Genomic DNA, 19,119 nt, shown 5'->3' with positions numbered 1-19,119 from the left:
AAAAACATGATTAGCCTGGAAACGATCGAGCAAGCGCGCGAGCGCATTGTTAAGCATATCCGCAGCACGCCTCTCGTGATGTCGGCGGCGCTGTCCGAACTGATCGGAACGCAAGTCAGCCTGAAGCTGGAGCATCACCAGCTGACCGGAAGCTTCAAGCTTCGAGGGGCGACCAATGCCATTCTGCAGCTCAGCCAGTCCGAGCGCAATCGAGGCATTATCGCGGCTTCCACCGGCAATCACGGACGCGCGCTTTCCTACGCCGCTCAGGCGATGGGCTCCCGCGCGACCATTTGCATGTCGCGACTTGTGCCCGAAAACAAGGTGTCTGAAATCCGCCGGCTAGGTGCATCGGTGCGGATCGTCGGGTCTTCGCAAGATGATGCGCAAGAGGAGGTTGATCGGCTGGTCGCGGAGGAAGGCCTCAGCATGATCCCGCCCTTCGACCACCCCCGGATCATCGCCGGCCAGGGTACCCTTGGTCTTGAAATCGTCCAGGCGATGCCTCAAGTCGCGGCGGTTCTTGTTCCCCTGTCGGGCGGCGGTTTGGCAGCAGGTGTCGCGGCGGCCGTCAAGGCGGTGCGGCCGGAGATCAAAGTGATCGGCATTACCATGGAGCGGGGAGCGGCGATGAAGGCCAGCATTGATGCGGGCCACCCGGTCCAGGTCGAAGAGCATCGAAGCTTCGCCGATTCGCTCGGTGGCGGCATTGGATTGGCTAACGCCTGGACGTTCCAAATGTGCAAAATCCTTCTCGACGAAGTGGTGCTCGTCGACGAGAGTGAAATAGCGGCCGGCATACGCCACGCTTATGAATATGAGCGTCAGATAGTCGAGGGTGCTGGCGCGGTCGGTATTGCTGCGCTGCTCTCAGAGAAATTGGCGCACGTTGAAGGCCCGATCGCGGCAATCCTTTCGGGCGGAAACATCGACATGGCGTTGCACAGGAACGTGGTCAACGGGCTCAATACGATTGGTGAGGGAAGCTAATGCCGACAATAAGAATATTGACTGAGTCGGAGCTCAGGTCGATCGTGCCGCTCGACATCGATGCGGTTAATTGTGTTGAAAATGCCTTCCGCGCGCTGGCGATGGAGAATGCAGTTAAAATGCCGCCGATTCTGCGTCTCGACGTCCCTGACAGCAGGGGCGAAGTCGATGTGAAGACTGCGTATATTCGGGGCGTAAGCGGCTTTGCCATCAAGATCAGTCCCGGCTTCTTCGACAATCCGAAGATCGGACTACCGAGCACCAATGGGATGATGGTTTTGCTTTCGAGTAAAACCGGCCTGGTACAGGCTCTTTTGCTGGATAATGGCTATCTCACGGATGTTCGCACGGCTGCCGCCGGCGCTGTTGCGGCAAACCATCTGGCGCAGAAGGATGCGTCGATCGTGACGGTCTTCGGAGCAGGCGTTCAGGCGAGGCTGCAACTTGAAGCCCTCACGTTGGTGAGGCCGGTTCGAGAGATCCGTGTTTGGGCGCGTGATCCTCGCAAGGCGCAGTCGCTCGTCGAACAATTCGCCGGCAAACGAAACCTTTCAATTTCCGCGTTTGACGATCCTAAAAAGGCAATTGCCGGTTCCCAGATCATCGTCACGACCACACCAGCGAACCGGCCAATTGTCGATGCTTCTTGGCTTGAACCCGGGCAGCATCTGACAGCTATGGGTTCGGATGCGGAACATAAGAACGAAATCGACCCGACGGCCATCAAACGCGCAGATGTTTATGTGGCCGACAGCCTCAAACAAACGCGGAGACTGGGTGAACTCCACCATGCCATTGAAGCCGGCCTAGTCTCGGGCGATGCGGAGTTTGCAGAACTGGGCCAGATTGTCACAGGCGCCAAGACGGGCCGCAAAAGTGTCTCGGAGATCACGATTGCCGATCTTACAGGAACCGGTGTTCAGGACACGGCCATTGCCACGCTTGCGTTTGCGCGCGCCGAAGCGCACCGCGCGGGGACGCTTTTTGAAAGTTAATGGCAGGCGATCTTTGCCAGTCGAGCGCGCCTGATATGGGGGCGGTGAGAAATGCAGTCCGGCGACAGAACGTTTTGGCCGACCGTCCTTTTTCGTGCAGGGCCGTTTTTTCGAGCGGCATCCGCAGTTTCTCGATTGGATACGCTTGAGGATGTCGGCTCGGAAAATTGGTGCAACGCGTTGCTAGCGTGGCGGCCCTTTCTGACAAGGGAATTATCAACCGACTGCAAAACAATGTCGGCATGACGTCCGCGTCCGGTTGTTGTCACCGCCCGATTGCAGCCGGGCTTTGTCGCGTTAATGCTGCCATCGACCGTGAAATGCTGTGGCGCTCGCGGTTCTTTCAACGAACCCAGCCCCATCGTCGCATCCCCAGTTTTCGAACTTGGAAAATAATCTGCGCAACCAATTTGATCTATATTGACACCAATCGTGAAACCAATTGTATATTGATCGCATGACGATCCTGATTGGTAGCGAATGGTGGTGAACGTGAAAACAACTCCAACACTTGAAACAACCCGTGTTGCTCCTTCGCAGGCGGCTGCTGTAGCATGCGATGCTCCCAGCCAACTGTTCATCGGCGGCCAATGGGTCGCCGCGAAAGGCGGCCGGACCTTTGATGTGATCGATCCCTCGACTGCTGATGCAATCGCCACCGTCTGTGACGCCGACATCCCGGACGCAATGGCGGCCGTCGACGCGGCAGCAGAGGCGGCTGCGGCCTGGAAAGCAACTCCGCCGCGCCGGCGCTCGGATGTTTTGATGAAGTGTTTTCACCTTCTCCTCGAACAGGCAGAATGGCTGGCGCAACTGATCACAGTTGAAAATGGCAAGGCACTTGCCGACGCAAGATCGGAAGTCGCCTACGCGGCCGAGTTTTTCCGCTGGTATGCCGAAGAAGCAGTGAGATCTCCCGGTGAATTCGGACCTGCACCTTCCGGCGCGAACCACATCATCGTGAGCCATGAACCGATTGGTATCGCCGTATTGGTAACGCCTTGGAATTTCCCAGCAGCAATGGCTACGCGCAAAATTGCTCCTGCGTTGGCCGCGGGCTGTACCTGCATCTTGAAACCCGCAGCCGAGACCCCTCTTACAGCGCTGGCGATCGGAGAACTCATGCGACAGGCAGGTGTTCCCGCCGGAGTGGTCAACATTGTTACCACGAAGAAAGCGGGCCCTGTTGTCAGCGCGATGCTGCATGACAAGCGGGTACGGAAGCTGTCGTTCACCGGCTCGACAGGCGTTGGCAGGATCCTGCTGCACGAGGCGGCGGACCAAGTCGTCAGTTGTTCAATGGAACTGGGCGGCAATGCGCCGTTCATCGTTTTCGACGATGCCGATCTGGAAACCGCTGTCGCCGGCGCAATGGTCGCCAAGATGCGCAATGGCGGTGAGGCTTGTACAGCCGCGAACCGCTTCTACGTGCAAAAGAGGATTCTGGCTGACTTCACGCGTCGTTTCGCGGAAGAGATGGCCGCACTCAAAGTAGGACCAGGCCTGGCTGCGGATAAGCAGCTTGGCCCACTGATCACCGAAGCCGCGGTCGCCAAGGTCGAGCGCCTCGTGGACGACGCAATTGCCAAGGGAGCCCGCCTGGTTACCGGTGGCAGCAGATTGAGCGGCGAGGGCTTCTATTATCTGCCAACCGTCTTGGCCGACGTCTCTCCAGACGCTGAGATACTTCGCGAAGAAATCTTCGGTCCGGTCGCGCCAATCATTGCGTTCGATACTGAAGACGAGGTCGTCGAACTGGCCAACGATACCGAATATGGATTGGTGTCCTATGTCTTTAGCCGTGACCTCAAGCGCGCGCTTGCTGTCGCGGGCAGGCTGGAAAGCGGCATGGTGGGAATTAACCGAGGTGTTGTTTCCGACGCTGCCGCGCCGTTCGGCGGCATGAAGCAGAGCGGCCTTGGACGCGAAGGCAGCCACCACGGCATGCTCGAATATCTCGAAACGAAATACATCGCCGCCGCCTGGTAGGGGCGCGATCAACGCAGCTACGCTTCGCCATGCCATGGTAATGGCGTGCGGAAGTCAAGCCGGCTCAAAGCCATCCAAAGGTGACGCGGGTGGCTCAAGCCAGAACTAGGAGAGATACATGTCGCTACTGAAAACCATCGACCCGAATCCATTGTTCGAGCCGAAGCATAAAACTGCCGAGCCGGATCGCCTCATCGCGGGCAGCCCCGCCTTCAAGACATGGTTGCAGGACACCGCCAAGGACGGCACAGTCAATACCGGTGTCTTCGAGGCCACGCCCGGCGAAACGCACTCCATCAAGGGTGAGACTTTTGAATTTTGCCATCTCGTCCACGGTGTCATCGAACTGACCGAGAAGGGAAAGGAGCCTGTCACTTATCGTGCAGGTGACAGCTTCGTGATGAAGCCTGGCTATGTCGGCGTTTGGAAGACTATAGAGACGGTGCGAAAAATCTTCGTCACCGTCACCTGATCATGCGAACTATCGATTTCGGGGCGGAAATGGGGCGATCCAGCAGGCAGGGCCTTTGGATTGCTTCGACCCGAAATCGGATGGGCGGTTTATCCGCCCATGCTCACTTCCAAACTCGAAGGCCTGTATACCAAGGTCGCGGTTCGGCCTAGACGTCTGTCTTTCGCACCTGTTTCACCAAAACCCGCCGCCGTTGTTTCGAGGTGAAAGCAGAGACCCACGAAATGGATGAACTCATGCAAACGGAATCGATCGTTCTTGCGCCTTTCGAGGCTCACCATCTGGATGATGCGGTGGCGCTGTCGCGCGCGGCGGGTTGGGCTCACAGGAGAGAAGACTGGGAAATGATATGGTCGCTGAGCCAAGGGCGCGTTGCACTCGCGGGCGACCGGGTTGTGGGAACCGCTCTCATGACTCCCTTCGGCGACACCTGCTCAGCCATCAACATGATCATTGTCGACGAAAGCCAGCGCGGCCGGGGATTGGGAAGAAAATTGACCACCGCCGTGTTGGAACTCGCCGGTGATCGCCAATGCCGTTTGACTGCGACGAGTGACGGCTTGCCTCTTTATGAAAAGATAGGATTCGTCGCAACGCACCAAATCGTCCGCCACCAAGGGGTCGCCAGTCAAGTCGATGCTCCTGAAAATGTCGAGTGGGTCACGCCCGACGCGCTGCCGGAAATCAAAGCGGTCGATGGTGCCGCATTCGGAGCCTCCCGCGATAGGTTAATCGATGTCCTGGCGAAGGAGGGAACGTTCGCAGCCATCCGGAACGGTGATCGTATCGTCGCGTTCGCATCGACGCGGTTGTTCGGCAAGGGCGAAGTCGTCGGGCCGGTCGTTGCGGAAAACTTCGAACAGGCGAGGGACTTGCTGGCATTCATCCTCTCAGGCAAGGAGGGTCGCTTCGTACGGATCGACATCCCTGAACAGACAGGCCTTTCCTCGTCGCTCGAAGACTGGGGGATGCCTCAAGAGGGTGAAGTCGTTGCGATGGTTCGAGGCGCTGCGGGTCGCTCTCAAACACCAGTGGTTCAGACTTTCTGCCTGGCCAGCCAAGCTATTGGCTGAGACCGACGGAAGTCCCTTGATAGCACGTCCAATGTCTGTGGGCGAAACATAATAAGTATGTCTGTACTCTGAGGTGATCGCGAGTAGCGATCACCTCTCCGCATTGTATATCTCGGCAAGGTCGCATAGATCCCAGTTTCCGCCAGACAACACGACACAAACTTTTTCGTCGGGCTTGACGTCCATAGCGCCCGCCAACAGTGCTCCCACGCCGATGGAAGCGGCGGGTTCAGCTATGAGTTTCGCGTCCTTGGCAAGAGCGCGCATCCCGGCGATGATATGCTCGTCTTCAACAAGAACAATCTCGTCCACATACTTTTCGATAATCGGAAAAGGATTCTGGCCCGGAACGCTTATCCTCAGCCCATCCGCAATAGTGTTTTTCAAAGGAAGCGAAGTGCGCTCCTTGTTTATACGGCTCTGAAAATACTTCGGCGTCAGGGCAGGTTCCGCCCCAATGACGCGCACCGATGGTTTCGATTCTTTGATGGCAGTCGCGATTCCCGAGATTAGCCCGCCGCCGCCAATGGGAACAATGACCGTATCTACATCGGCGAGATCCTGCAGTATTTCACAACCGATCGTGCCCTGGCCGGCCATCACTACCGGGTCCTCGAAAGCGTGAACAGCTGCGTATTTGTTTTCCTCAGCAATTTCATACACCCTTTTCCACCTGGCGGCAGTGTCGCCGTCGAAAAGAATGACCTCTGCCCCGAGTGCCTTTGTGTTTTCAATTTTAATTTTGGGCGTGGTGACCGGAAGCACCAAAATTGCTTTTACGCCGAGCAACCTGGCAGCATAGGCAATCCCTTGGGCATGATTGCCCGACGACGTTGCGATGATGCCGTTTGCGATCTCTTCCCGCGATAGCGAGAGAGCCTTGTTCAGGGCGCCGCGAATTTTGAATGCACCAGTAATCTGCAGGGTTTCCGGCTTGAGATAGAGCTCACACCCAGCGGCGCTTTCCATCTTTTCCGCGCGCAATAGCGGCGTGTGCCTGATGTGCGGTTTCAGCCGTTCCTGAGCTTCACGAATGTCTTGAATGGTGGGGTAGTTGCGCATGGACATCACTCAAAAAACGGGAAGAAAGTGCCGACGTTGTTGGCTATTGCGTTCTGATAGATTTTGTTGGCTGTCGTATTGTCTTGTATGGCCATCCCCGTGGAGTCGAAAATGGTGATTTCGGCATCACTTTCTCGTCCCGGCTTCCTACCCAATAATACCTCGCCGATTTCACCGTGGATGTCGTCCTTGGTAATGATATTTTTGTCCAGCGGGTGCCAGGTCTCGCCCTTTTCGGTGCATTGCGAAAGCGAGTCGACGATGATTTTGGCGTTTCGGAAAAGCTCCGGATCCAGCTCCTGTTTGCCCCGTTGATCCGTGCCGATTGCGACGATGTGCGTACCGGGTTTTACCCATTCCGCTTCTACGAGCGACCCTTTCCCTCGGGTCGTTGTGATCAAGATGTCGGCCCGCTCGACCGCCTCCTTCTTCGAGCTTGCGACGGTGACGGGAATGCCGAATTCGCGCTCGATGTCCGCCTTGTATTTGGAACTTGTTTCGTAGGTGCTGTCCCAGGCATAGATCTCTTCGATCTTCAGGATCTCGTTGATCGCACGGATTTGCATTCTTGCCTGATTGCCTGTGCCGATTGACGCAATCGTCCTGGCGTTCTTTCTTGCCAGTGCTTTGACGGAGACGGCTCCCGCCGCCCCGGTTCTGAGGCCAGTGATCAAACTACCATCCATGATACAAATCAACGCACAGCTCTTGGCATCAAACAGGAGAATGGTGCCCATGCTGTTCGGCACGCCGTGTTCTACCGGGTTGTTGGTGAACCCTCCGGAATGCGCCTTCATGGAGATGATTTCAGCGACCTTATAATAGCCAAGCTTGAAGTCGATCTCGCCACGCAGCGAGGGCAGATGAATCCCGATATAGTCGGGTTGTTCCACCTGATCGCTGCTGAAGGCCTGGTAAGCCTCTTCGACCGCGCCGATGACTTCCGTCATGCGGATAAGCCGTCCTACGTCATTCTTCTTGAGCAGCAGCGTTTTCATGCGTGACCTCTACTTCAATTCGTCGGATGCATCGGCGCATCACGACCTGACCCGCACTAATCATATTGGGCCCGCTGTGAGTCTATTGGCCGTATTCGCGTAGCCCCAAGCAGATTGTTTTATATCGCATGGCGATTTTGGCAGAGAGTACCGGCAGGCGCCTTTCGGAGCTTGGGCGGTGTGTTGGAAATATCCGGCCACCTTCAATGCTGACATCGGCGAAGAATTGGGAGCTGATCCAGTCGAACTTACTCGATGTCGCGTAGGATGCCGAATGCCGAGCTTTTCCAGGGATTGAATCCTTTCCGCGACGCGGGATCTTTGCGATGCAAGCCCCCATACTCCGCAGGTGTACTTCCGTTTCCGGCATGGCTAGTCGGTTGACTGGAGCAGTATCTGTGTGGCGCGTCCGGCATATCGACCGCGGATCACTGTGACCCAGCACTCACAAGCGGAAATGATGTTTCCCTCCAGCATTTTGTGCTGATGTTCCGCAATCTCCGGGCAATTCGGATGCGAGCGCCGGGCTATGATTGGTCATAATTTAAACAGCTCCCCGCAAAGCAAGGACGAAGCGCATGACCACTTTCCGCCCGAAATACATCACGTTCGATTGCCACGGCACGCTGATCAACTTTCAGATGGCGGAGGCGGCACGCGATCTCTACGCCGAGCGCATGAGCGAGCAGAAAATGCTGCAGTTCATCGCCGACTTCTCTGCGTACCGGCTTGATGAAGTCATGGCCGACTGGAAGCCCTATGCGGAGGTGGTGCATAACGCATTGGCGAGGACCTGCAAACGCAACGGCATCCAATTCAAGAACGAAGACGCGCAGATGGTTTACGAACGCGTTCCCACTTGGGGGCCGCATCCCGACGTTCCGGCCGGTCTTGCCAAGGTGGCAAAGGAAATTCCGCTGGTCATCCTTTCGAATGCAATGAACTCCCAGATCATGTCTAACGTCGAGAAGCTCGGCGCGCCTTTCCACGCGGTTTACACCGCCGAAGAGGCTCAGGCCTATAAGCCGCACTTCCGGGCCTTCGAATATATGCTCGATATGCTTGGCTGCGGACCGGAGGACATACTGCATTGCTCTTCTTCGTTCCGTTACGATCTTATGTCCGCGCACGACCTTGGGATCAAGAACAAGGTCTGGGTCAATCGCGGTCACGAGCCTGCCAATCCCTATTACGGCTACACCGAGATTGCCGCCATCTCGGACTTGCCGGGCGTTGTCGGGCTTTAGGAGCCCGATACATCTGAAGATCTCTCTTCCACCGGTTCGACAGCGAACCGCGGTTTGCCGGAGGGTAAAGGGCCGAGGCATTGCGGTGCCGCCGTGTTCGGCGGCGCGTTCATGGATCCCGGCACGGGCGAGGTAACAATGCCGGGCCAGGACAAGCGTGTTCAAGGCGGGGACAGTGGTTCCAGCGCCTTCAGTAGCATCGCCATCCTTCTCGGAGGTTGGCCGCAGCGGACTGGATGCCATACCGACGGTCGTTTTTGACCATCGCCGTCCGGCTCCGAACAGTGCGAGGGTTTCAATCGTGGGTGCTTGTAACGATGCGGTTCCAGACGACGGCGGGGGTCATCTCGACGGCAACCAGTCGGTCGGCGAGCCATTCACCGAAGCATATTTCAGGGGCGCTGCCGCTATTCTGGCGACTAAGCCGAGCCCTGCCGAGGCGCACGTGTCCTGTGAGCTGCTACTGCGCCACTACGGTTTGACGGGAACGATCAGGGTTCTGTCCTCGGAAGTCGAATGTACCGCCGAGGTCACTCTGTTGAGCGGCGATCGGTTGATCCTCAAAACTTCAGCGCGGCCGGAAGGACGAGACAGTTTCCGCTTCCAGGTTGCGGCCCTTGCAGGGCTGGAAGGCGCTTCCGGTTTCGCAGCACCTCATCTGGTGCGTACCGGCGCCGGTACGCTGATGTTCGAAGAGGAGGAGATTTGCGGCTACCTGCAGACCCAACTTTCAGGGGTGCCTCTGCACCAGGCCACCGCCACTCCCGACGTCCTTTGCCGGGTCGGCCAGGCGCTTGGCAGGCTCAGTTTGGCTCTCGAGCCTCTGAAGCTGCCCGCCATGCATCGCCCAGTCCTTTGGCACGTCGCATGCTGGCCGAAGCTAATGGAATTGGAGGAGCATCTGCCCTCGGGGCCTGTTGCAGAATCCGTCCGTTCTGCCATGAGCATTTTTATCGAGCTTATCAAGCCACGACTGCGCGAGGTCGCCTGGCAGGTTACGCACAATGACCCTAGCCCGTTCAACACATTCCTGACCGATAATGGGATCGCCTTCATTGATTTCGGCGACGGCTGCTGGGGTCCACGGATCCAGGATTTGGCGATTGCGGCAGGCCACGTGGTGACGGATCCGTCTTTGGCTCTGGGAGGTGCAGAAAATCTTATCGCTGGTTATGCTTCGGTGCTTCCACTTTCCGCGCTTGAGGAGAAACTGCTCGTCGGACTCATAACGGCGCGGCAAAGCGCGCTGATCCTTATCAACTACTGGCGAGCCAAGCTGTTTCCGGCCGAGGCAGCATATATCAAGAAAAACGTGGCCAGGGCCGAACGCGGACTCTCTATTCTATCGAGGTTGGATGTGGGGGAGGCCGAGATGGCTGTACGTCGCGCAGTGCCTTAGCCCGGGTTTCTGGACGCACTCAAACGTTGCGTTAGTAAGTCGAAACTTTCTCGCGAAAGAAAACTTAAGCAGGATCAAAGCAATGTCCACCGATCTCATGCCCAACCGCTTTACCCCAGGGGAGGCCCCAATTCCCCCGCGTGAATCTGAGCTGATCGCCAGGCGCGACAGCGTACTGGGAGCCTCCTACAGGCTCCAATACCGCCGGCCGGTTCATTTCGTTCGGGGCGAGGGCATGTGGCTCTACGATCCGGACGAACGTCCTTATCTGGATTTCTATAACAACGTGCCCTCTCTTGGGCATTGTCATCCCGAAATCAACGCTGCCATGGCAGAACAAGCCAGCCGAATTAGCGCAAACACGCGCTATCTTGAACCGAGGCTGGTCGATTATGCCGAACGGCTCGTGGCCACCTTTCCCCAGGAGCTGAACCGCGTTGTCTTTACCTGCACGGGTAGCGAATCGAACGACCTGGCGCTCCGGATTGCAAGGCTGGCCAGCGGCAGCGAGGGCGTGATCGTCTCTTCCCATGCCTATCACGGCACCAGTGCGGCCACCGCAATGGTGTCGCCTAATCTGGGCGATGCCATCAAGCTCAGCCCTGCCGTGCGCATGGTGTCGTTGCACGGTCCCTCGGGCATACCCGAGCGGCAAGCTGCGGCATTCTTTGAAGAACAGGTTCGCTCCGCAATCGCTGATTTGAACCGGCGTGGGATTGGCATCGCGGCCCTTCTCATCGACACGATTTTCTCCAGCGACGGCGTCTGGGTTGACCCTCCTGGCTTCATCGCCGGTGGAGTTAGAGCGGTGCGGGAAGCAGGTGGCCTCGTGATTGCCGATGAAGTTCAGCCAGGATTTGGACGGACGGGCACACACATGTGGGGTTTTGGGCGTCACGAAGTTGTGCCTGACCTCGTCACTCTCGGCAAGCCTATGGGCAATGGATTTCCAATCGGCGCGGTTGTTGGCCGCAAGGCACCGATGGATCGCTTTGGCGCAACTGCGCGGTACTCAAACACTTTCGGCGGCAACACCGTCGGGATCGCGGCCGCTGACGCCGTCCTGACCATTTTGTACCGAGATCGCATGCTTGAGCATGCGCATGCTATGGGTGAACGCCTGAAAATGGGGTTGGAGCATCTTGCTAAGCTGCACGACGGTATCCGCGGCATTCGAAATGCCGGTCTGTTCTTCGGCATCGACATCGGGCTGGATGGAACGGGAGAGGCCAGCCGGCGTGCCATGGCATTGGAGATTGTAAACCTGGTGCGTGACGATGGCGTTCTTATCAGCACGACTGGCGCCAACGAGGATACGCTGAAAGTTCGGCCCCCACTGATTTGCCAGGCGGAGCATGTGGATCGGTTTCTCGAAACCATGGAAGCCGCACTCAAGACCGTTTCATAGGCGTGACATCGGCTGCCTCGGCAGCCGAATATGCTTGCGCCATGTTCATCAGCGAAAGCTAAGTCCATGAAACTCGATCGGACCGACATCAAGATCCTGCACGTGCTGCAGCAGAATGGCCGAATGTCAAATGTCGAGCTTGCGGAGGTGGTCAATCTATCGCCGAGCCCCTGCCTCATGCGCGTCAAGAAACTGCAGTCGGAGGGCTATATAGAGGGCTACACAGCGCAGATCAATGTCGCCAAGTTGGGGCAGGCGCTAACGGTATTCACCGAGGTCACGCTGAAGAACCACCGGCAGACCGACTTTGCACGCTTCCTGGCTGCTATTGAGAAGATTGAGCAGCTCATCGAGTGCCATGTGATTTCCGGTGGCTACGATTATCTCGTGAAATTCGTGACTACCGGCATAGACGAATATCAGGAGATCATGGAGCGGCTGATCGAGCTGGACGTCGGTATTGACAAGTATTTCAGCTACGTCGTGCTGAAATCGCCGATCCGCAGGGCGCAACTGCCGCTGACGAAGCTGTTTCAACCATAGGCTCTGATAAGCTCCTCGCCCCTTCTCCGGGCGATCCAATCTCTAGAGACAAGGCGCGCTACCATGAAGTTTTTATCCTACTGGCACGACACTGCTCCGGCTTTTGCCGGGGCCGATGAGGGTCCGATCGATGGCCATTACGACGTTGCGGTGGTCGGCGGCGGCTTCACCGGTCTTGGCGCCGCCCGGCAGTTAGCAAAGGCAGGTGCCAAAGTCGTCGTTCTGGAAGCCGAGGCGGTGGGCTGGGGCGCGTCCGGCCGCAATGGCGGTCACTTGAACAACGGACTTGCGCACAGCTATCTGGCGGCAAAGGCGGAGCTTGGCAAGGAGCGCGCGATTGCGCTTTACAAGGCGCTGGACGACTCGATCGACACCATCGAGACTCTAATCGAAGAGGAGAAAATTGATTGCAGCTTCCGCCGCACCGGTAAGCTGAAGCTCGCCTCCAAGCCCCAGCATTTCCAAGCGATCGCGCGCAACTTCGAAGCCGTGCACGCCGAAGTCGATCCGGACACGGCGTTGCTTAGCGCAGACGACCTGAAGCAGGAAATCGGCTCGCCCTTCCACGGCGCGATGCTCTCGAAGAAGAGCGCGATGGTGCATATGGGTCGCTACGTCATAGGGCTCGCCGAAGCAGCGAAGCGTCATGGCGCGACGATCTTCGAGAACGCGGCCGTCATGGGCCATCGGCAGGCGGACCGCCGTCATCATCTGAAAACCGGTCGCGGCAGCGTCACTGCCGATGCGGTGCTTGTTGCCACCGGCGCCTATACACCTTCGACATTTGGCTATTTCCGGCGACGGATCATTGCGGTAGGCAGCTTCATCATTGCCACGCGGCCGCTTACCGAAGCGGAGATCGCGGCGACCATGCCCGGCAACCGCACCTGCGTTACGTCCACGAATATCGGCAACTATTTTCGGCTCTCGCCCGACAACCGGCTGATCTTCGGAGGCCGCGCGCGCTTCTCGGCAACTTCCGACCACGGTTCGGACGCCAAGATTGGAGCGACCCTAAAGACAAGCCTCGCAGAAATCTTCCCGCAACTCGCCAGTGTCGGGATCGACTATTGCTGGGGCGGGCTCGTCGACATAACCAAGGATCGGTTCCCGCGCGCAGGCTGTCATGACGGCGTCTGGTACGCCATGGGTTACTCCGGCCATGGCGCCCAGCTTTCGACCCATCTCGGAATGCTGATCGCCGACGCGATCCTCGGCCGGCCGGACCGCAATCCAATAGCGGGGCTCGAATGGCCAGCCGTCCCGGGACACTTCGGAACCCCGTGGTTCCTGCCGCTGGTCGGAATGTATTACAAGATGCTGGACAGTGTCGGCTAGGCACTTCTGTCCCACATCCCCGCCTATCCGTTACAATCAGAGCCCGCCTACCTCGACTCTGGAGCCGTCAAAGAAGCGCGACAGACGGAAGGGCGTAGGATCAACGCAAGGCTTATCGTTAGCAACCAGATCAGCGGCAAGGCGGCCGATGCCTGGGCCAATCCCAAAGCCATGGCCGGAGCCGCCAGCAGCCAAATAAAGGCCTTTCACATGATCGGATGGCGAGATCACTGGTACCGCGTCCGGTGTGCAATCCACATAGGCACCCCAACTGTCGGCAATCTCGATGCCCGCCAGCGCCGGGAACTGCTCGGTGACACCCTTCAAAATAGCCGCGATCGTCCGGCGGCTTGGTGTTGGGTCGAGAACACGGATCCGCTCGAAAGGCGAAAGCGTATCCTTGTTCCAGCTCGCGAACGCTTCCGGTCCTTTGAACATGGATCTCCCCACGCCGATCTGGACAGCTTTTAGCCGCTTCAGAAACATCGGCATGAACCAGCGCGCATAGCGGACGCCCTGCGGCGTGATATCGAGCGTCGCCCTGCCGCTGATAGCAAGCGTGTAGCTGCCATCCAACCTGCGGGTCAACGAGCACACCGGCGTATAGATCGCCTCGCCGAGATTGGTTGTGGGCCGCGTACGGATCGCGGTCTGGCGCACACTTGCCTGCGGGAAGTGAACGCCGTGCTGGCGGCAGAACAAGGATGTCCACGCACCGCCGGCGTTGAGAACGGCATGCGACTTGATAAGCCCTTTTTCCGTGATCACGCCAGCAACTGCGCCATTGACGATATCAAGGCCGCGGGCCGCGCATTCCTGGTGGATAGTCGCTCCGAACTTTCGGGCACCATTCGCGATGGTCGGCGCCGCAATGGCGGGTTCACCTTTGCCATCATCGACTGAATGGACGCCGCCCAGCCAGCGGCGGCCTTGCGCGGGAATTCTGTCATGCGCCTCCCGGGCAGTTAGCATCTTAGTATTGACGTTGAATTGCCGGGCAAGATCGAGCCATTGTTCCCATTCCGCCAGCTGCTCCGGGTTGTCTGTCGCATAGAACAGACCACATTGGCGGAAGCCGACGTCTTCCTCGATTTTGGCTGCAAACTGGTCCCACGCCTGCATGGAAATTCCCGAGAGCGGCAGTTCGCGCTCATCGCGGTTCTGCCGGCGGCACCAGCCCCAGTTTCGGCTGGACTGCTCACCACCGATATAGCCCTTCTCGACCAAAGCAACGGAGAGCCCCCGCTCTGCGAGAAAAAATGCCGCCGACGCGCCGATAATGCCGCCACCGATGACGACGACGTCCGCCTTAGTGGGAAGCTCTTGATCGCTCGGTATGCGTTTGAGGAGTGGTGACATCGTGGCTGACCTGAGTTGATTAGTCGGAGCTGTTTTCTGCCTGTCTTGCAGGAGCATTTTGGGCGAGCACGGCGATCGCATCGACTTCGACGAGATAGCCGTAGTGGAGTTCGGGCACCGGAACGACGGTGCGCGCCGGACGGGCATCCCCCAGCCGTGCTGCATAGACCTGGTTGAAGCGTGGCCAGTTGCCAACGCCGACGATATAGGCCGTCACCCTGACGAGATCGGCCGTTGTTCCGCCTGCGGCTTCCAGGACCGCCAGCATGTTGTCGATGGCCTGCCCCGCCTGGGTCTCGAAACTGTCGTCGGCAAGCGGCTCCCCACCGGCCCGGATCGGGAGCTGCCCGGAAATATAAAGATGCTGACCGGCCAGCTTCGCTTGGACGTAATGACCCGCAGGGCTGGGCGCACGATCGGTACTCACAGTAATTGATTTGGACATCACCAGCCTCCGAAACGCGGCCAGCAGGCCTCAACGGCATGCGAGCCGCCGCGCACCACATGATAGGCTGCGTGCTGCGCAGCGGTCGCGCACGCATGGTTCGGCAGGATCCGCACCCGGTCTCCAACCGCAAGTTCGGGCAGGGGCGCGTCCGACCCTGGCCGTACGGCGATAATTCCATGCTCCTGGTTCGCATCGGCAACGATGATGTCACCATAGACATTCCCGTCAATGTCGCAGACCAGACCATAGCCGTGATCGACAGCCTGCTTGCTGGTACCACGGTCCCGCGACAGCGACATCCATCCGCCATCGGTGATGATCCAGCCCTTCTCGCGCTGGTGTCCGATAACTGTCGCAAGAACACTGAGCGCGATGTCATCGACCTGGCAAATGCCGATGCCTGCCATCACCAGATCGAAGAACACGAACACGCCGGCGCGGACTTCAGTCACGCCGGCAAGATCCTTCGCGTGATGGGCCGTCGGCGTCGAACCGACACTGACGACCGGGCATGGCAGGCCCCCACTGCGCAGAAGCTGCGCGGCTTCCACAACTGCCAATCGCTCCGCTTCCGCATAAAGCTGCTGGGCCTTGACGCCCCCACCCTTATAGCTGTCGCCGGCATGGGTCAGAACGCCACGCAGATCGGCACCTGCCGCCAACACCTGCCCGATCTCTAAGAGCTGGGCTCGGTCAGTGGGTCGCACACCCGAGCGGTGGCCGTCGCAGTCGATCTCGATCATGGCCGGGATGGGCATCCCGGCGTTCCGGGATGCCTCGGCGACCGCCTGCGCCTGCTCGACCGTATCCAGGATGACGACGAGATCGACACCCTTGGCGAGCAGATCGACGACACGCGCGAGCTTTGCCGGGGAGATACCAACCGCATAAATCATGTCGCGAACGCCTGCGGCCGCGAACTGCTCGGCTTCCTTCAGTGTCGAGACGGTCGCCGGTCCCTCTGGCGCACCCATGAACCGCCGGGCCACGTCAATCGACTTCGCCGTCTTCAGATGCGGTCGCAGCGACACGCCGAGGTCATCGAGCCGGGTTCTGAGCCGCTTGATATTGCGGTCCATCCGGTCCGCATCCAGAACCAGACAGGGCGTTTCCAGCATCTCAAGAGTGGTGGTGGCTGCCAAGCCAGGGGAGGGGGCGAATGTCGCTAAATCCATTTGTCGGGTCTCCAAATTAGAAACTCACCTTGTCGCCAAATCGTAAAGTCGGCAATTAATGATCGGTGAAGCTCCGATTCAGGTGCGGGTTAATACTGATGGTGCAATACCATCCGCGTCAGCGTAAATCCGCTCGAGAACGTTGATCTCCGCCTCGATCTCCGACCGCAGATCGGAACTGCCAGAAAAAGCGCCATTGAAAGCCGCCGTTCCGATGGTAAAGCCTGCAGCACCAGACCGTACGACCGCCGCCCGTTCGGGAGCGAGTACACGTTCGATGACGACGAGGCTCCGATCGTCACGCATATATGCCGTCAACTTGACGGGATCGCGCTCGCGATCGAGCTTGCCGCGGGGAGGGTGGAAGCTTTCGGCACCCGTGGCATCGCGGAACTTCTGAATGATCGGTTAAGGTTGCTCACGGGCGGACGCCGCACGGCACTGCCTCGCCATCAGACTCTGGCGGCAATGATCGACTGGAGCTACGGGGCGCTTCCTTCGGTTGAGCAGGAGGTTCTGCGCCGGCTCGCGGTGTTCTCGGGTGTTTTCGACCGAGAAGCTGCGGCTGCCGTCGCTTTTGGCGCAGAGGCCTCCGAAGACGACGTTCCCGGGCTGCTGGCTCGTCTAGTGGCGAAATCGCTGGTGGCGGTCGATGCACAGGGCAAAGCGGCGCGTTACCGTCTGCTGGATACGACGCGGGCCTTCGTTCTGAAAAAACTTCAGGAGAGCGGTGAGCTTGACCTCAGCGCAAGACGTCTTGCGTCCTTTCTTCGCGACGCACTCGGGAATTCCCAGGCGGAAGTCGAGACCCTGTCCAGTGACGATTGGTTGTTCAAATATGGCACCCACATCAACGACGTGCGCTTCGTCCTTGAATGGGCCTACTCAGAGAGCGGCGATCCCGAAACAGGTCTTGCGGTGACCGTCGCCGCAGTTCCTCTATGGTACCAGCTCTCTCTTGTCGACGAGTGCCTGACTAGCGTTCAGCGCGCATTGCTCGGCATCCACCCCGGGGAGCGGCGAGACACGCACGCCCGTGAAATCATGCAGCTCTACAGGGCGCTCGGTCTCTCGCAGGCGTTCAAGGTCGGCTTCGCTCCTCAAGCCCCAGCAGCTTTCGCCAAGGCGTTGGAGATCGCCGAAGCGCTGGACGACCTTGAGGCCCAAGCAGAAGCCGTTTGGGGACTGTGGGTCGCGCAGGTGGGTATGGGAGAATACCGGGCATCGCTGGAAAGCGCGGATCGCTTCATGTCGCTTGCCCGAAACGGTCTCGATCAGTTCATTGCCGACCGCATGCTGAGCATGACGCTGTTTTGCATGGGAGACCTCCGTGGTGCTCGCCGTCACGCCGATCTCATGCTTTCGCACGATGTCGCCACTGACCTTCCCCCGGGGGGAGCGGTGAGATTCAGGTTCGGTCAGTCTGTCTCTGCGAGAATCCAGCCCGCGCAACTGCTTTGGATGCAGGGCTTTCCGGATGAGGCTGTTCGCGCAGCCGATACGGCAGTAGCTGCGGCGCGCGCCTCCGGACACGCAATCTCCCTTTGCGAAGCGTTGGCGCGATGGTCATGCCCGATCCTGGTTCATGTCGGTGATCTGACAGCGGCCGATGAGGCGATAACCGAGCTGCTGGACCTCGCTAAGCTCAACGGGCTCGGTCCATGGGAGGTGTTCGGCCGTTGCTGGAAAGCGGCCCTTCTCATTCAGAGGGGACTTCCCGAGCGAGGTGTTCCGCTTCTCCGGAACGGATTGGCTGAACTCCGCCAGGTGAAACTCTTCAACCTCTACATCGTCAGATTTGTAGGCCTACTGGCAGAAGGCCATGCATCTCTTGGCGAATACACCGAAGCGCGCGCACTCGTGGAGACCGCCATTGCTTCGAGCCAGGAAAAGAATGAACTTTGGTACATCACGGAGCTCTACCGCCTAAAGGGTGACGTCCTTTCCGGCTGTGGTGAGCCGCCGGACCTCGTCGAACGGTGCTATCTTCAGTCGATGGAGATGGCAGGGCGCCAGGATGCGCTTTCCCTAGAGCTGAGAGCCGCGATGAGTTTGACACGCTCGGCTCGCCAAAGGGGCGACAATCGAGGTGCACGGGAGTTTCTGGCGAACGTCTATTTCAGATTCACCGAGGGTTTCGAAACAGCCGACCTGAAGTCTGCCAGGGCCATGTTGGCAGAAATGTCTTAACGGCCTTGTGACGGAGCGCATGGCGGTTACGCCGCCCATCACAAGATTTCACCACGATTCACTGGCTGGAGACCAAGCTGTTCTGCAATCTTCTGCCCGTCGCCGGATTGTCGGCAGCGGAGCATGAAGGGCAGACTGATGAAGACCACCACGCCTATAGAAATGGACGCACTCGTCCTCACTGAAAGGAACTCGGAGCTTGTTCGCGCGCGCATGGTCTGCCCGGCTCCCGCGGCGGGGGAGGTTCTCGTCCGCGTCAAGGCGAGCAGCGTCAACCCGCTCGATCTCAAGATCAAGAGCGGACAGTGTTGATTTCCACTGAGAGCTGACCCGGCGTTTCCACCGAGAAGTGACCCGCCTTTAGGTATCGTTTGTGCTGGTCGTAGTGGTCAAGGTCCTGCGTTTCTCCTTCGTTGTTTTGGGCTCATGGGCC

The 19,119-nt window shown here is 58.6% G+C and carries 18 protein-coding genes; 12 read left to right on the top strand and 6 right to left on the bottom strand.

Annotation, left to right across the window (positions count from 1 at the left end):
* Positions 1-6 precede the first annotated feature (6 nt).
* From eutB to GR197_RS28575, 5 genes are all read left to right on the top strand, one after another.
* Positions 7-990 carry a hydroxyectoine utilization dehydratase EutB gene (gene eutB / locus GR197_RS28595; protein ID WP_164015736.1) on the top strand — a complete coding sequence of 328 codons (984 nt, stop codon included), beginning with the start codon at positions 7-9 and terminating at the stop codon, positions 988-990.
* Entirely contained in the window at positions 990-1,985 is a 996-nt protein-coding gene (eutC, locus tag GR197_RS28590; RefSeq protein ID WP_164015733.1) for an ectoine utilization protein EutC, read from the top strand. Before eutB ends, eutC begins: the two co-directional genes overlap by 1 nt.
* Positions 1,986-2,465: 480 nt before the next feature.
* Positions 2,466-3,974, top strand: coding sequence for an NAD-dependent succinate-semialdehyde dehydrogenase (locus GR197_RS28585; protein WP_164015731.1), 1,509 nt, complete (start codon positions 2,466-2,468; stop codon positions 3,972-3,974).
* A gap of 118 nt (positions 3,975-4,092) precedes the next feature.
* Entirely contained in the window at positions 4,093-4,446 is a 354-nt protein-coding gene (locus tag GR197_RS28580; protein WP_018068425.1) for a cupin domain-containing protein, read from the top strand.
* A gap of 224 nt (positions 4,447-4,670) precedes the next feature.
* The gene (locus tag GR197_RS28575; RefSeq protein WP_246724715.1) at positions 4,671-5,519 is read left to right on the top strand and encodes a GNAT family N-acetyltransferase; all 849 of its coding nucleotides are present in this window, start codon (positions 4,671-4,673) and stop codon (positions 5,517-5,519) included.
* A gap of 90 nt (positions 5,520-5,609) precedes the next feature.
* On the opposite strand, the gene GR197_RS28570 is transcribed toward GR197_RS28575, so the two are convergent.
* On the bottom strand, positions 5,610-6,587 hold the full coding sequence (locus tag GR197_RS28570) for a threonine/serine dehydratase (protein ID WP_204330444.1): 978 nt from the start codon (positions 6,585-6,587) through the stop codon (positions 5,610-5,612).
* The gene (locus GR197_RS28565; RefSeq protein WP_164015724.1) at positions 6,587-7,579 is read right to left on the bottom strand and encodes an ornithine cyclodeaminase family protein; all 993 of its coding nucleotides are present in this window, start codon (positions 7,577-7,579) and stop codon (positions 6,587-6,589) included. Before GR197_RS28565 ends, GR197_RS28570 begins: the two co-directional genes overlap by 1 nt.
* A 578-nt stretch (positions 7,580-8,157) precedes the next feature.
* Between GR197_RS28565 and GR197_RS28560 the strand changes: the two genes are divergently transcribed.
* The 5 genes from GR197_RS28560 to GR197_RS28540 all read left to right on the top strand — a co-directional run bounded on the left by GR197_RS28560 (position 8,158) and on the right by GR197_RS28540 (position 13,514).
* Positions 8,158-8,826 carry a haloacid dehalogenase type II gene (locus tag GR197_RS28560; protein WP_164015722.1) on the top strand — a complete coding sequence of 223 codons (669 nt, stop codon included), beginning with the start codon at positions 8,158-8,160 and terminating at the stop codon, positions 8,824-8,826.
* A 301-nt stretch (positions 8,827-9,127) separates the two neighbouring features.
* Complete coding sequence (locus GR197_RS28555; protein WP_164015719.1) at positions 9,128-10,225, top strand: phosphotransferase; 1,098 nt, start codon at positions 9,128-9,130, stop codon at positions 10,223-10,225.
* Positions 10,226-10,307: 82 nt separating this feature from the next.
* Positions 10,308-11,633: an aspartate aminotransferase family protein gene (locus GR197_RS28550; RefSeq protein ID WP_164015715.1), complete on the top strand. Its 1,326-nt coding sequence runs from the start codon at positions 10,308-10,310 to the stop codon at positions 11,631-11,633.
* A 66-nt stretch (positions 11,634-11,699) separates the two neighbouring features.
* Positions 11,700-12,176 (top strand): Lrp/AsnC family transcriptional regulator, encoded by a 477-nt coding sequence (locus tag GR197_RS28545; protein WP_164015712.1) that lies wholly within the window; start codon positions 11,700-11,702, stop codon positions 12,174-12,176.
* A gap of 63 nt (positions 12,177-12,239) precedes the next feature.
* The gene (locus GR197_RS28540; RefSeq protein WP_164015709.1) at positions 12,240-13,514 is read left to right on the top strand and encodes an NAD(P)/FAD-dependent oxidoreductase; all 1,275 of its coding nucleotides are present in this window, start codon (positions 12,240-12,242) and stop codon (positions 13,512-13,514) included.
* A gap of 36 nt (positions 13,515-13,550) precedes the next feature.
* On the opposite strand, the gene GR197_RS28535 is transcribed toward GR197_RS28540, so the two are convergent.
* From GR197_RS28535 to GR197_RS28520, 4 genes are all read right to left on the bottom strand, one after another.
* On the bottom strand, positions 13,551-14,873 hold the full coding sequence (locus GR197_RS28535) for an NAD(P)/FAD-dependent oxidoreductase (protein ID WP_164015706.1): 1,323 nt from the start codon (positions 14,871-14,873) through the stop codon (positions 13,551-13,553).
* A gap of 19 nt (positions 14,874-14,892) precedes the next feature.
* Complete coding sequence (locus GR197_RS28530) at positions 14,893-15,318, bottom strand: RidA family protein (protein ID WP_164015704.1); 426 nt, start codon at positions 15,316-15,318, stop codon at positions 14,893-14,895.
* Complete coding sequence (locus tag GR197_RS28525) at positions 15,318-16,496, bottom strand: alanine racemase (protein ID WP_164015701.1); 1,179 nt, start codon at positions 16,494-16,496, stop codon at positions 15,318-15,320. Before GR197_RS28525 ends, GR197_RS28530 begins: the two co-directional genes overlap by 1 nt.
* A 78-nt stretch (positions 16,497-16,574) precedes the next feature.
* A complete protein-coding gene (locus GR197_RS28520; protein WP_246724714.1) occupies positions 16,575-16,802 on the bottom strand; it encodes a hypothetical protein in 228 nt (75 codons plus the stop codon).
* A 54-nt stretch (positions 16,803-16,856) separates the two neighbouring features.
* Here GR197_RS28520 and GR197_RS28515 point away from each other — a divergent pair, with 54 nt between their 5' ends.
* Together GR197_RS28515 and GR197_RS28510 are read left to right on the top strand one after the other, a co-directional pair.
* Positions 16,857-18,686 carry an ATP-binding protein gene (locus GR197_RS28515; protein ID WP_246724713.1) on the top strand — a complete coding sequence of 610 codons (1,830 nt, stop codon included), beginning with the start codon at positions 16,857-16,859 and terminating at the stop codon, positions 18,684-18,686.
* 123 nt (positions 18,687-18,809) lie between these two features.
* Positions 18,810-18,998: a hypothetical protein gene (locus GR197_RS28510; protein WP_246724712.1), complete on the top strand. Its 189-nt coding sequence runs from the start codon at positions 18,810-18,812 to the stop codon at positions 18,996-18,998.
* The last annotated feature ends 121 nt before the right edge of the window (positions 18,999-19,119 follow it).

Source organism: Rhizobium phaseoli, assembly GCF_010668805.1.
Taxonomy (GTDB): domain Bacteria; phylum Pseudomonadota; class Alphaproteobacteria; order Rhizobiales; family Rhizobiaceae; genus Rhizobium; species Rhizobium phaseoli_A.
This window is presented reverse-complemented; position numbering and strand designations above follow the sequence as displayed.